The organism is Streptomyces sp. ML-6 (assembly GCF_030116705.1).
Lineage (GTDB): Bacteria > Actinomycetota > Actinomycetes > Streptomycetales > Streptomycetaceae > Streptomyces.
Genome location: NZ_JAOTIK010000002.1, coordinates 729,510 through 743,519, shown reverse-complemented (window position 1 = coordinate 743,519; position 14,010 = coordinate 729,510). Strand labels below are relative to the sequence as shown.

General features: G+C 73.0%; 9 protein-coding genes. 7 read left to right on the top strand and 2 right to left on the bottom strand.

The annotated features are described in order from the left end of the window. Nucleotides 1-92: 92 nt before the first annotated feature. Nucleotides 93-3,383: a right-handed parallel beta-helix repeat-containing protein gene (locus OCT49_RS37150; RefSeq protein WP_283856772.1), complete on the bottom strand. Its 3,291-nt coding sequence runs from the start codon at nucleotides 3,381-3,383 to the stop codon at nucleotides 93-95. Between the two features lie 167 nt (nucleotides 3,384-3,550). On the opposite strand from OCT49_RS37150, the gene OCT49_RS37145 reads away from it, so the two are divergent. Continuing rightward, nucleotides 3,551-4,819: a S8 family serine peptidase gene (locus OCT49_RS37145; protein WP_283856575.1), complete on the top strand. Its 1,269-nt coding sequence runs from the start codon at nucleotides 3,551-3,553 to the stop codon at nucleotides 4,817-4,819. A gap of 164 nt (nucleotides 4,820-4,983) precedes the next feature. After that, nucleotides 4,984-5,382 (top strand): hypothetical protein, encoded by a 399-nt coding sequence (locus tag OCT49_RS37140; RefSeq protein WP_283856574.1) that lies wholly within the window; start codon nucleotides 4,984-4,986, stop codon nucleotides 5,380-5,382. A gap of 78 nt (nucleotides 5,383-5,460) precedes the next feature. On the opposite strand, the gene eccCa is transcribed toward OCT49_RS37140, so the two are convergent. Next, on the bottom strand, nucleotides 5,461-9,390 hold the full coding sequence (gene eccCa, locus OCT49_RS37135) for a type VII secretion protein EccCa (RefSeq protein ID WP_283856573.1): 3,930 nt from the start codon (nucleotides 9,388-9,390) through the stop codon (nucleotides 5,461-5,463). Between the two features lie 275 nt (nucleotides 9,391-9,665). Between eccCa and eccD the strand changes: the two genes are divergently transcribed. The 5 genes from eccD to OCT49_RS37110 all read left to right on the top strand — a co-directional run bounded on the left by eccD (nucleotide 9,666) and on the right by OCT49_RS37110 (nucleotide 14,009). Continuing rightward, a complete protein-coding gene (gene eccD / locus OCT49_RS37130; RefSeq protein ID WP_283856572.1) occupies nucleotides 9,666-11,048 on the top strand; it encodes a type VII secretion integral membrane protein EccD in 1,383 nt (460 codons plus the stop codon). Nucleotides 11,049-11,170: 122 nt separating this feature from the next. Next, entirely contained in the window at nucleotides 11,171-12,616 is a 1,446-nt protein-coding gene (gene eccB / locus OCT49_RS37125; protein ID WP_283856571.1) for a type VII secretion protein EccB, read from the top strand. Between the two features lie 260 nt (nucleotides 12,617-12,876). Next, the gene (locus OCT49_RS37120) at nucleotides 12,877-13,224 is read left to right on the top strand and encodes a hypothetical protein (RefSeq protein ID WP_283856570.1); all 348 of its coding nucleotides are present in this window, start codon (nucleotides 12,877-12,879) and stop codon (nucleotides 13,222-13,224) included. A 66-nt stretch (nucleotides 13,225-13,290) separates the two neighbouring features. Next, on the top strand, nucleotides 13,291-13,590 hold the full coding sequence (locus OCT49_RS37115; protein WP_283856569.1) for a hypothetical protein: 300 nt from the start codon (nucleotides 13,291-13,293) through the stop codon (nucleotides 13,588-13,590). A gap of 41 nt (nucleotides 13,591-13,631) precedes the next feature. Then, nucleotides 13,632-14,009 (top strand): hypothetical protein, encoded by a 378-nt coding sequence (locus OCT49_RS37110; RefSeq protein WP_283856568.1) that lies wholly within the window; start codon nucleotides 13,632-13,634, stop codon nucleotides 14,007-14,009. The last annotated feature ends 1 nt before the right edge of the window (nucleotide 14,010 follow it).

Sequence of the window (14,010 nt, the reverse complement as noted above, 5' to 3'; positions counted from 1 at the left end):
CCCGCCCCGTACCTCGACCTGGGTTCGAGCGGCCTTCCAACGGGACGCGGGCGGGGCCTTCGGATGCGCGGGCGGGCCGGCCGGGCCCGCCGTCAGCGGTCGGAGAGGTCCTCGGGGAGCAGGAGCCGCAGGTCGTCCATGCTGGGGGCGGGGACCGCGCTCAGCCGTCCCGCCTGGCGGGTCATCATCCGTTCCAGGGTCTGGCGCGCGAGCCGCGCGTTGCCGAAGCCCGCGCCCCTGGGGATGGTGTCGAAGTGTTCCCGCAGGGCGTTCGCCGTGCCCGGCGCGCACTCGTAACCGTTCTCGGCCGCGTGCCGGCGGACGATCGTGACCAGTTCGTCCGAGGAGTAGTCGGGGAACGCGATGTGCCGGGGGAAGCGCGAGGCCAGGCCGGGGTTGGAGCCCAGGAAGCGGTTCATCTCGTCGGTGTAGCCGGCGACGATCACGACCACCTCGTCCCGGTGGTCCTCCATCAGCTTCAGCAGGGTGTCCACCGCTTCCTGCCCGAAGTCCGCGGCCCCGGCCGAGCGGGGGGTCAGGGTGTACGCCTCGTCGATGAACAGGACGCCGCCCAGGGCCCGTTCGAAGGCCTCCCGGGTCAGTTGCGCCGTGTGTCCGACCCAGCGGCCCACCAGGTCCGCGCGCGAGACCTCGACGAGCTGGCCGCGCGGCAGCACGCCCAGGGAGGTCAGCAGTTCGCCGTACAGCCGGGCCACCGTGGTCTTGCCGGTGCCGGGCGGGCCCGCGAAGACCAGGTGGTTGCCGATCCGGGGCGCGGGCAGCCCGGCCTCCTTCCTGCGCCGTGCGGTGGCGAGCAGGTTGACCAGGTCGCCGACCTCGCGCTTGACGTCCGCGAGGCCCACCAGGGACTCCAGCCGCAGCAGCGGGGCGTCGTCCTGCCCGGCGTCCGGGGTGTCGCCCTCCGGGAGGCCCACGTCCACCGCGGTCAGCAGGGCCAGGTCCCGTTCCCCGGCCTCCGGCAGGGCGGCCAGGCGGGACGCCTGCCGGTCCACCATCTCCTCGAAGACCTTGCGGGCGGTGCGGCCGTTGCCGAAGCCGGCGTCCCGGGGGATCCGGTCGAAGCGGGTGCGCAGCGCGGTGCGGGCCGCCGGGTCCAGTTCGTAGTGGTGGCCGGTGCACATCCGCTCCACGATCGTGACCAGTTCGTCCGAGGTGTAGTCGGTGAACTCGACGCTGCGGGTGAAGCGGGAGGCGAGTCCGGGGTTGGACGCCAGGAACTCCGTCATCTCCTTCGGGTAGCCGGCCGCCACGACCACCACGTCGTCGCGGTGGTCCTCCATCAGCTTGACCAGGGTGTCGATCGCCTCGCGGCCGAAGTCGGCGCCGCCCCCGCCGCCGTCGGAGAGCAGGGTGTACGCCTCGTCGACGAACAGGACCCCGCCGAGCGCCTTGTTGAAGGTCTCGGTGGTCTTGATGGCCGTCCCGCCGATGATCTGCGCGACCAGGTCGGCGCGCGACACCTCCACCAGGTGTCCGGAGCGCAGGACGCCCAGCGAGGCGAGGATGGAGCCGTAGAGCCGGGCGACGGTGGTCTTTCCGGTGCCTGGCGGCCCGGCGAAGATCAGGTGCCGGCTCATCGGCGGGGCGGGCATGCCGATGCTGGCCCGGCGCTGCGCCATCCGGTTGAGGTTGATCAGTGTCAGGACCTGCTGCTTGACCTCGTCGAGGCCGATCAGGGACTCCAGTTCGGCCACCGGGCCGGAGTCCTCGCGGGGCTCGGCCGCCACCGGGACCGTGCCGCCGGGCAGCCGCCCGTCGTCCGTCGCCTCCCGTTCGCTGCCCCAGGCGTCGGGGGAGCCGTTGTCCGTACTGGTCAGTCCCTCGACGGCGAGCCGGTCGCCGGGCACCACCTGGCGCACCCCGCTGCCCCGGTTGTCGCGTACGGTGCAGCCGATCAGCGCCACCGCGTCGGTGCCCTCCACCCGGATGCCGTCGGCGCCCGAACCGGTCGCCTCGCAACTGTTGAGGGAGGCCCGCGCGCCCGCGGCCACCAGCACGCCGTGCTCGCCGGAGTCGGTCACCGTCGCGCGTACGGCGGCCAGTTCGCCCTCGGCCTCGATGTGCACGCCCGCGCCGCCGGACTTCTCGATGCCGGTGTCGCGCAGGGTGAGCGTGCCGAGCGCGCCGATGCGGACGCCGGCCTCGGCGGAGCCGGTCAGCCGGCCCTTGCCGAGGTACAGGTTGCCGTGGCCCGAGACGTGCACCGCCGAGCGGCCCGACGTCTCGACGACGCTCTCCTCCAGGCGGCCCCGGCCGTCCTTGACGACCTCCACGCCGTGCCCGCCGGACCCGGTGACACAGGAGCGCCGCAGCAGCGGGTTGGCGCCGCTGCGGATCACGATGCCGGACCCGCCGCAGCCCTGGACCCGGAGCCGGTCGAACTCGGCGGCCGAGTCCTCGTCGAGCAGCACCCCGATGCCCTTGGCGTCCCGGACGACGGTGTTCGTCAGGACCGGCGAGGAGAAGCCGGTGACCCGTACGGCGGGTTCCCCGGCGGCGGTGAACGCGCACTCGTCGAAGACGCCGCGGCTGCGTTCGGTGACCAGCAGGCCGTGTCCCTCCGTGCGGTCGGTGCGGCAGCGGGACAGGGTCGCCGAACCGCCCGCGCCCAGCACGAAACCGTGCCCGGTGGTGTCGCTGACCAGGACGTCCTCCAGGGCGACCGGTCCGGAGCTGTTCACGAACACCCCGACGGCGGCCTTGTGGATCGTGCTGCGCACCATCCTGACCGAGCTGTCCTCCTCGACGGCGACGCCCGGTTTTCCGGCGGACGATATCTCGCAGTCCTCCAGCAGGACGTGCGCCTGCCCGTTGGCGAGCACCCCGTTGCCGTGCGTGTCCCGCAGCCGGCCGGCGCGCACGGTGATGCGGCCCCGCTCGCCGGCCACCACGGCGGACGTCCCGAGGTGTTCGACGACGCAGTCCTCCAGGAAGCTCTCGGCCCCGGAGGTGGACACCACACCGGCGCCCGCCGCGTTGCTGATCCGGCACTGACGCAGCGCCAGGGCCCCTTCCTCGCGGGCGAAGAGCGCCGACCAGGACGAGCCGTGGACCTCGCACCGGTCCATCGCGAGCTGTCCGCGCGGCGCGTCGACCACCGGCAGTTCGTCGTCGTGCCCGCGCAGCACCAGGTCCCGGACCATCACGGCGTCCCCGGTGAGCGTCAGCGCCGTTCCGCGCCGGGGCGCCAGCTCCACCGTGCCCCGTCCCTCCTCGGCGGTCAGGGTGATCGCGGCCGAGATCGTCAGGCGCTCCTCGTACCGGCCCGGGGCGATGCTGACGACGGCGCCGGGGCGGGCCCGGACGACGGCCTCCCCGATGGTGCGGTGGTCGCCCGTCCCGTCGGCGGCGACGGTGAGCATCTGGCGTGACACGTTCCTACCTCCCGGCCCCGGCGCCGTGGGTACGGGGCGGGGACACGCGGCATGTGCGGCATGGGAAACTACTGTGCTCATCATGCCTGTTGGCGCAGGTCGTCCGCCATGGTGGTCGGTGTTCCGAAGCCGGTCGGGATCGCTACGATCGGCCCATGCGATCTTCGAGGTCCCCGGTGTCCCACGCCCTCGGACCGGTGGCGCTGGCCGCCCTGCTCCTGCTGTCCGGCACTGCGGCTCCGGCCGTCGCGGCGGAGGGGGCGGACAGTCCCTCGTTGCCGGGGGTGCCCGCCGTGCTCGCCGACGGCCGTCCCTGTACCACGGGCTCCGCCAAGAAGTCGGCCCAGGTCCCCTGGGCGCAGAGCTTCCTGGGGGTCGACCGGGCCTGGGAGCTCAGCCGGGGCGCGGGGGTGAAGGTCGCCGTCATCAGCACCGGGGCGGACCTGCGGCGGGTGCCGGCCCTGAAGGGCGGGGTCACCGGCGGCCGGGACGTGGTGGCGGGCGGCACCGTGCGGGACGACTGCGTGGGTTACGGCACGTTCCTCGCCGGCATCGTGGCGGGCAGGCCGCAGCCGGGCACGAAGGCGGCCGGGGTCGCCCCCGGGGCCGAGGTGGTCGCGGTGCGGGCCACCGACCGGTCCGGCGCCACGACCCCCGAGCGGCTGGCCGGGGCGATACGGGCGGCGACGGACACCGGGGCGCGGATCATCCAGGTGGCGCTGAGCGTGCCCTCGGCGCCGAAGGCGCTGAAGGACGCCGTGGCCGCCGCGCAGCGGGCCGGGGCCCTGGTGGTGGCGCCGGCCTCGGCGCGGGAGTGGGAGGGCCGCCCGGGAACGTCCGGGGCGGTGGCCGGTCCGGCCCATCCCGCGGCGCTGCCCGGGGTGCTGGCCGTGTCCTCGGTGGGGCCGGGCGGGAAGGTGCCCGAGGAGCCCGGCGGCGCGAAGGGGCGGCGCACGCGGCCCGTGCTGAGCGCTCCGGGCGAGTCGGTGACGGGGCCGGGGCCGGGCGGCGCCGGGCAGTTCGTCGGCCGGGGCGACGCGGTGGCCGGGGCCTTCGTCTCCGGGGCCGCGGCCCTGGTCCTCTCGTACCATCCCCGGCTGACCGCCGACCAGTTGGCGCACCGGCTGAGGAGCACCGCGTACGGGGCGGCGGGCGACGCACCGGGGATCGTGGACCCGGTGCGGGCGCTGTCGGCCGTACTGCCCGAGGAGCACGAGCGGGCCGCGGCCGGGCCGAAAGACGCCGCGACGGCGGTCGTGCCGCCGCCCGCCCCGCCGGAGACACGTGACCGCGCCCTGGTCGTGGCCGCCTCGGCGGGCGCGGTGTCGCTGCTGGTGGCCTTCCTGGCGGTGGTACTGCCCAGGGGACGGCGCCGGGGCTGGCGCGTGGTGCCGTCCCACCGCTTCGGCGACGACCGCCCCTGATACCCCTGCGCGGCGACCGCCCGGCACCCGGCGAACGGGTGCCGGGCGGTCGCCGTCCGAGGCTTCCCTACCTTGAGGGGGGACGTGCCCGCCCGGCTGCGTGACGACAGGCTGGGGGGCGTGTGTCCGTCGCACAGGTGGTCCGCCGGGGGGTTTGGTTCGGCGTGCTCGTCGCCGCATGGCCCGCGGTCCTCTTCGGGTCGCTCTGTCTCGTCGGCACCGCCGCGCAGCTTTCCACGGGGACGCCGGGGAAGGCCCTCGACGTTTTCCGGAGCGGCGTCGTGGCGATCGGCGGAAGCATGGCGGTCGGTGTCCTGCTGGGGGCCGCGACCGGGGGCGCGCTCGCGCTGGCCCCCGGCTGGTTCACCGCCCGGGCCCCGTTGCGGGGACTGCTCGCCGCAGCCGTCGCGAGCACCCTGTTCCTGGCCGAGGTGCCGGTGGTGTTCGCCGCCGGCACCGGCCCCCTGCCGGCTCTGCTCATCATCCTGGGCGCACCGGTCGTCGGCCTGGTGGCGGCGGCCCGCAGCGGCGCCCTCATGGGTTGCCCCCGGCACCACCCCTGACCCTCGATGCGCCGACCGCCCGGCACCCGATGGACGGGTGCCGGGCGGTCGTTGTCCCGGGGGCTTCCGGCATCCGGGCTACCGGTTCGCCTCCTCCGTCTCCGGGAGCAGGGCGGTCTGCACCTGGACCACTCCCCTGCGGGTGATGAACTGCGCGCGTCCGGGCGTGAGTTGCATCGGCTTGGTGTCGTTGAACAGATAGCCCTCCGAGGGCGGGCAGGAGAGCAGCGCGGCCGGTGTGTTCACCTCCATCAGGCGGCGCAGCAGCGGGTCGCTCATCGCCCGGGCCGCGCCGTTGGCGCTGCGCGCCACGATCAGGTGCAGGCCGAGTTCGGCGCCCTGGGCGAGGTACTCCAGCAGCGGGCCGAAGTGGTTGGACATGCTGCCGGAGACCATGTCGTAGTCGTCCACGATCAGGAAGACCCGCGGGCCGCTCCACCAGTCCCGCCGCTTCAGCTGGGCGGGTGAGACGTCCGCGCCGGGCAGCCGTTCCTTCATGGCCCGTGCGACGCCGTCCACCGCCTGCTTGAGGATGTCGACGGAGACCGCGTAGCCCAGCCGGTGCGCCTCGGGGACGTTCTCCAGCAGCCCTCGCCGGTAGTCGACCAGCATCACCCGCGCCTCGGCGGGGGTGTAGCGCTCGGCGATCGTCCGGCAGACCGTGCGCAGCAGGTTGGTCTTGCCGGTCTCCGCGTCGCCGACCACCACCAGGTGCGCGGTCTGTGCGAAGTCGTGCCACATGACGTCGAGCCGGTCGCCCTCCAGGCCCAGCGGCATGCGCAGGTCGCCGTCCGCGCCGACCTCGGCGGCGGGCAGTTCGGCGGGGTCCAGGAGGACGGGCAGGGTGCGGACCGGGGGTGCGGGCGGGCCGGCCCAGTGCCCGGCCACCCGCGCCACCGCGTCGGCGACGCCCGCCCCGAGGTCCGCGGCGCTCTCGCCGCCGTCCACCCGGGGCAGGGCGGTGAGGAAGTGGTGCTTGGTCTCGGTCATGCCGCGGCCGGGTGCCTTGGGGATGGTCGCGGCGGCCCGCATGTTGATCATCGAGTCCATGCTGTCGCCGAGCCGCAGCTCGAAGCGGGTGCCGAGCTGGTCCCGCAGCGAGGTGGAGATCTCCGCCCAGCGGCCCGCCGCCACGATGAGGTGCACCCCGTAGTTGAGGCCGCGCGCCGCCAGCGCCGTGAAGGCGTCCATGGTGTTCATGAAGTCCTGGCGGATCGTGCCCCAGCCGTCGACGACGAGGAACACGTCGCCGTACGGCTCGTCCGGCAGTTCACCGGCGGCGCGGCGGGCGCGCAGGGTGGCCATGGAGTCGATGCCCAGCTCGGCGAACTGCTTCTCGCGCCGGGCCACCAGCGCACGCACCTCGGACAGGGTACGGTGCACCCGTTCCGGGTCCAGCCGTCCCGTGACCCCGCCCATGTGCGGCAGGTCGCGGAGCGCGCCGAGCGAGCCGCCGCCGAAGTCCAGGCAGTAGAACTGGACTTCGCGCGGGGTGTGGGTGAGCGCGAGGGACATGATCAGGTCGCGCACCAGGGTGGACTTGCCGCTCTGCGGGCCGCCCGCGATGCCGATGTGCCCGCCCGCGCCGGACAGTTCGGCGATCAGGGGTTCGCGGCTCTGGTCGAAGGGCCGGTCGACGATGCCCACCGGCACCGTCAGACGGCCGTGCAATCCGGGGTCGACGGTGGTGAGGCCCCGCTCGGGGTGCGGTTCCAGCCCCATCAGCAGGGTGTCCAGCGAGAGCGGGGTGTCCAGCGGCGGCAGCCAGACGCGGTGTGCGGGCCTGCCGCCCTCCCGCATCCGGGCCACGGCCAGCGCGAGCAGGGTCTCCTCGCTCTCCTCCTCCTGCGGCTGCGGCTGCGGGTCCGGTTCGGGTGCGGGGGCCGCGGGGGCGGTCCAGTCCGTGCGGTACGGGACGACCTGGCCGGCGACGGCCGAGGCGCCGACCCTGCGGACGCCCTGGTAGGGCCCCGAGACGTAGGCGGCCTTGAACCGGACCAGGGTGCCGGTGTCCTTCTTGAGGATGGCGCTGCCGGGTACGGAGGGCAGCTGGTAGGCGTCCGGCACGCCCAGTACGCCCCGGCTCTCCATCGCGGAGAACGTGCGCAGCGCGATCCGGTACGACAGGTGCGACTCCAGCTGGGTCATCCGGCCCTCGTCCAGCCGCTGCGAGGCGAGCAGCAGGTGGACGCCGAGGCTGCGGCCGAGGCGCCCCACCATCACGAACAGGTCCATGAAGTCGCGGTGTGCGGAGAGGAGTTCGCTGAACTCGTCGACCACCACGAAGAGCGTCGGCAGCGGTTCCAGGTCGGTGCCCGCGGCCCGGGCGGTCTCGTACTCGAACGCCGAGGTGTAGTTACCGGCGCTGCGCAACAGCTCCTGGCGGCGCATCAGTTCACCGTGCAGGGCGTCCTGCATGCGGTCGACCAGGGCCGATTCGTCGGCGAGGTTGGTGATCACGGCCGAGGTGTGCGGCAGGCCCTCCAGGCCGAGGAAGGTGGCACCGCCCTTGAAGTCGACCAGGACGAAGTTGAGCTTCTCCGAGGAGTGGGTGAGCGCCAGGGCGAGCACCAGGGTGCGCAGCAGTTCCGACTTGCCGGAGCCGGTCGCGCCGATCAGTACGCCGTGCGGCCCCATGCCGCCCTGCGCGGCCTCCTTGATGTCCAGTTCCAGCGGTGTGCCGTCGCCGGTGAGTCCCAGTGGCACCCGCAGCCTGGCCCGCTCGCTCCGGTCGGCGCGCACCGCGTCCAGGTCGACGGTGTGCAGGTCGGGGAGGCCGAGCAGGTTGGTCAGCTGCACGTCCGTGGTGAGGGCCTCGCCGTTGTCCGTGGCGACGCCCATCCGATAGGGGGAGAGCAGGCAGGCCAGTGCCCTGGCCCGGCGGGGGCCCATCGCGTCGGGCCTGCCGAGCGCGGTCGTGGTCTCCTTCCCCGACCGGTCGGTGCCGACCAGTTCCAGTCGCTGTTCGGCGATCCGCAGCCGCAGCGTGTGGCGGGCCTGGCGCCAGGGCAGGGAGCCGGACACGTCCAGCGTCACGACGTTGCGGTAGCCGTCGGTGGCCAACCGGGAGTCGGCGGGCGTCCGGGCGCTGTCCAGCACCACGACACAGTAGGGTTCCTCGGCGCTCGGGGTGGCGTCGGCCTCGAAGGCGGGCCGGCCGGTGAGTTCCTCGCCGAGCAGCGATTCGAGGCCCAGGACGGAGTCGGTGACCAGCCGGACGGATCCGCCGCCGTCGACGTCCGTCGGGTGCTGGGCGTGCGGCAGCCACTTCACCCATTCCCAGGCGGTCCGGCGGTCGTGGTCCGCCAGCACCACGATCCGCAGGTCCTGCGGCGAGTGGAACACGACCAGTTGGGCCAGCAGGGCCCGCACCATCGCGTGCACCGCCCCCTCCTCGCCCTGCAGCAGGACGCGGGCGTAGGTGCGCAGGTAGAGCGCGACCGGCTGGTCGGGCACCGTTCCGTACGCCTTGATGAAGCGGCGCAGGGCGTGCGCGGACAGCGGTTCCAAGTCCTCGACCGGCTTGGTGCTCAGCGGTGTCAGCTTCGTCGCCAGCTGCTGTTCGCCCACCGCGATCCGCACCTCGGCGAAGTCCGCGTGCGACGCCCGCCGTTCCCACAGCCTGCTCGTGGGCACCAGGCCCCACAGGGAGGCCGGGTCCGGGTGCGCCCACGCCTGCGCCTCCCGCTGCTGGGTGATCACCTTGCGGACGCGCCTGCGGCTGATCGACAAGTACCGCATGTAGTCGCGCCGTTCGCCGAGCAGTGCCCGCTTGCGGTCCCCGGAGGCCCGGACGATCTGTGACAGCAGCATGCCGACGGCCGACAGCGCCATCAGCCCGATGGCGACGTACATCATGGGTCCGCCGCCGCTGCCCGGCCGCAGGAAGATGAGGACCATGCCGAGCGAGCTGAGCGCCATCGGCATGTACGTGACCATGTTGCCCATCGCGCTCTGCGTCTCGGGCACCGAGGGCGGTTCCTGGAGGCTCAGTTCGCCCTGGGGCATCTCGGGGCCAAGACGCCTGGGAGGCCTCTTGAAGAGGACCACGCTCAAAGGGGATCGCCTTCCTGGGGGGTGCCGACGGTTGTTGTGTCATGTCTTCGAAGTGACGGGACGACAAACGCCCGGGGTACGGCCGGCGGCGAATGTGCGCAGGCCGGGGTGGGTGGACGCGGGGTTGCCGATCATGACGGCACCCCACAACGTACAGACTGCACCCACAAGTTAATGTGATCAATCCGACCGCGTCGACCACCGTCCTGGAAGGCGATGAAACGCGCTTGACTGACATATCCGCGGCCCCCCTGTGCCGCCTCACGGTGCTGACGCCCGACCGTTCCGTCGAACTCGCCGTGCCGTCCGACGTCGTACTCGCCGACCTGCTGCCGACCATCGTCGACCACGGGGGCGACGACCTCCACGAGCGCGGGCTCCAGTCCGGCGGGTGGGTGCTCCAACGCCTCGGCCAGGAACCGCTCGACGACGAGAACACCCTCGGCGACCTGGGTCTGCGCGACGGCGAGACGGTGCACCTGCGCCTGCGCGGGGACGCCCTGCCCGAGATCCATTACGACGACCTGGTGGACGGGCTCTCCGGCCGGTTGCGGGAACGCCCAGACTCCTGGCGGCCCCTGTGGTCGCACCACCTCATGACCGCGCTCGCCCTGTGCGCCCTCGCCACCGGCCTGCTGCTCCTGCTGCAGCCCGGCCCCGCGGGGCTGCGGGCGGTCTGCGCGGCGGCGACCGCGGGCGTCCTGCTGGCAGGTGCGGGGGCCGCCGCACGGGCGGTCGGCGACGTCGGGGCGGGCGGTGCGCTCGGCGCGGCAGCCGTGCCCTTCCTCGCCCTGGCCGGTGCGCTGGTGCCGCAGGGGTCCGGGACCGATGCGGAACTGGGTGCCCGGCTGCTGGCGGGCTGCTCCGCGGCGGCCGGGGCCGCCGTGCTCGGGGTCGCCGCCGTCGGCGCGTGCGCCCCGTTGTTCCTGGGCACCGCCCTGGCCGCGGTGCTCGGCGCGATCGGGGGCGCCGTCATGCTGTTCGGCGCACCGGCCGCCGCCACGGCCGCCCCGCTGGTCCTGGTGATCGTCCTGCTGGGGAACTTCCTGCCCTCCCTGGCGTTCCGCCTGTCGGGCCTGAAGGTGCCGCTGCTGCCCACCAACGCCGGGCAGCTCCAGGAGGGCATCGACCCCACCCCGGACGAGCAGATCGCCACCCGGGGCGCCGTCGCGGACGGCTACCTCACCGGTCTCTACGGCGCCACCGGCCTGGTGGCCGCGGGCTGCCTCACGGTGCTGGCGTTCGAGACGTCCTGGGCGCCGCTCACCCTGGCCTCGGTGCTGTGCGCGCTCCTGTTCACGCACGCGCGGGCGATCGGCGGCGCGTGGCAGCGCCTCGCCGTCGTCCTGCCGGCCGCCTACGGTGCCGTACTGCTGACGGTGCGTCTGGTCCTGCACGTGCCGGACGGCTCCCGGCCGCTGCTGCTCGCCGGTCTGCTGGCCGTCGCCGCCGTGCTCGCCATCACGGGGTGGACGCTCCCCGGCCGCCGGCTGGTGCCCTACTGGGGGCGTGCGGTCGACCTGCTCCACCTGCTCTTCGCCATCGTTCTCGTCCCGCTGGCCCTGCTCGTCGCCGGCCTCTACCAGTACCTGCGGGGCCTCAACGGCTGAGCCCGTCGCCCGGCGGCGGACGCCGGACGACGGCCCGGTCCCGGGGTTCCCCGGCCGAAGGCCCCGACCCCCGGGGCCCTGGTCCTCGTGTGCCGGGCGGTGCCCGGTCGGAAAGGCAAGGAATGCAGTCCAGGCGGGACCAGGTCCACGCGCACATGTTCGTCATGAGCCGGCTGTCGCTGGGGATGCTCCGGGACGACCCGGACGCCCCCGAGTCGGCGCACCGGCGGACCTCCAAGGGCTTCGTCATCGGCCTCGTCGTCGCGGTGCTGGCCGCGCTCGGCGTCACGGTGTACGGGCTGGTGGTACCGGGCGGTTCGAACGCGTGGAAGGCCACCGGGACCCTGGTGATCGACGAGCGTTCGGGCGCCCGCTACCTCACGCTCGACGGCGTCCTGCACCCGGTGCTGAACGAGACCTCGGCCAAGCTGCTGGCGGGCAGCCGGATGCGGACGGTGGGCGTCGAGCCCGCCTCCCTGGAGGACGCCCCGCGCGGTGCGACCCTGGGCATCGTCGGCGCGCCGGACCCGCTGCCCCGGCCGGGCTCCCTCAGCCGGGACGCCTGGTCGGTGTGTGCCGCCCCGGCCGGGGACACCGGACAGCCGCGGCTCGTCCTGGCCGTCGGCCTGGAGGCCGAGGGCAGGCCCGTCACCTCGGACCGGGCCACCCTGGTCCGCAGCGTCCCGGGCGGGGTCACGTACCTGCTCTGGCACGGCACCCGGCTGCGGCTCGACACCGCGAACTACGCGGTCCAGGCACTGGGGCACGACCGGAGCGGGGTGCGCCCGGTCCCGGACGCCTTCCTCAACGCCCTGCCCGCGGGGCCGGACCTGGCGGTGCCGGAGGTGTCGGGGCGCGGCAAGGCGGGCCCGGCGCTGGCCGGCCGCCCCACGAGGATCGGGCAGCTCTTCGCCGGCTCCGGCCGCCACTACCTGCTGACGGAGCACGGCCTGACCCCGGTCACCGCGCTGGAGGAGGCGCTCCTGAAGGGCGATCCCCGCACCCAGCGGACCGCCTACGCGGGAGGAGCCGTCACCCTTCCCGAGATCGGCCCGGACGATCTGGCACGCCATCAGGACACCAAGCACACCCGGCTGTTGGCGGCCGGGGGCGGCACCGTCCCGACCGAGCTGCCCGAGCCCATGCCGGCCGCGGCGGACGAGGCCGTGTGCGCCGTCATCGGCACCGCGGACGGCCGGCCGACCGTCTCGGTCGTCCTGCCCGGCGCGGAGCGGCTGGGGGGCCGCCCGGTGTCCAACCAGCCCGGGATCTCGGCGAGTTCCGGCACCGCCGACCTCTTCGCGGTACGTCCCGGGGGCGGCGCCCTCGTCACGGCACTGTCCTCCGCGGGCACCGGCACGGCCCACTACCTGGTCACCGAGACGGGTGCCAAGTACCCGGTGCCCGGGGGCAAAAAGACGCTCGAGCAACTCGGCTACGGCACCGAGCAGTCCGTCCCCGTACCGTCCGCCGTGCTCGGGATGCTCGCGTCCGGACCCGCGCTGGACGAGGCCGCCCTGTTGGCGCAGGGGCTCGTGGAGGCGTCGGCGAACGAGGCGTCCGGATAACCGACTGCCCTGCTCCTTAAGGGAATTGAGCTTTCCTTGAGGATGGGGAGGCCTTCGGGCACGCGCTTTCTGCCACATCACCGCAGCTCACACGCATATCGAAGATGAACATTCAGATTGCCCGTGAGCGCGCGTACCAAGATCCCGCACCGCGTATTAATCTGATGATCAGCCGACCTGGAGGGATTCATTCCCGGTGCGGTCGGCCTGCCGTGCACCCGTGGTGTCACCGTGTTCCAGCAGAGTCCAGGAGGACCTCCATGCCTGATGTCTCCGGCTTCAACATCAATTCGGCCGACGGCCTGTCCAACGACGAGACAGCGATGCTCGAAACGCTGAAGACGCTGGACCGGCACCTCACCGACATGGACGAGGCGGGCGTCAAGGTCAAGACCATCCAGGGTCAGGTCCGGGCGGCCTACCAGGCGGTTTCCTCGGAGACCCACGCCGCGGGCATCGACGAGTGGCTCAAGCTCCACAACAGGGTCATGCAGCGCACCCAGTTCTTCCGCGAGGGCACCGCGATGGCCAAGCAGCTCCTCGTGGACGCCGAGTTCGACGCGAACACCTACGCCGCCGGCATCTCCGGCGAGATCAACCCCAAGTAACTCTCCCGTCACTCGCCCCGCCCCCGACCTTCCCGATCTCACCGCCGCCACACGAGGAGTTCTGCCATGACCGTCAAAATCAGCCACCAAGGGGTCCAGGACGCCATCCGGAACATGCAGACGGCCCAAACGGAAATGCGTGAGGCCCTCACCTGGATGGAGAACAACTTCACCGCCCTGCGCGACACCCTGACCGGTCAGACCCGTACGTCCTGGGAGGAGTTCAACGACGAGCTGAAGAGGATCAAGGTCCAGCTCGAGACCCAGTACGGGACCGCCATGACGACCCTTCAGCGGATGCACTCCCGGCAGATCGACGGGGACCAGGAGGGCGGCCGCACCCTGGGCACCCTCCAGGGCAGCTGACCTTCCCGACCGAGTCGACTTCCACCAGGTGAGGTACGGACATGGCCGCTGACGAGAACCCGGGCGACATCTTCCAGTCGACCGACGGCGTCTATCTCAAGTACGCCAACCAGGAGATCCCCCGCTTCCGGCGCGACCTCACGGTCAACCCGAACTACGTGAGCATGGGGTCGAAGATCCCCCTCGCCATCGGGAACCCCGAGAAGAGCATGTCGGCGAAGGCGCTGGAAACCGAGCTGGAGATCTATCGCACCAACATGCGCACCCGGTACGACAACGCCATCAAGCTCCTGGACAGCTTCTCGGCCGCCCTGCGGGACGTGGAGGGCGCGCACAAGGAGGCCGAGGACGACTCCACGACCATGGGTGGCTCCCTCGCCGACGAACTCCTCGAGATCCTGACCCCGAAGGGAAAGTGAA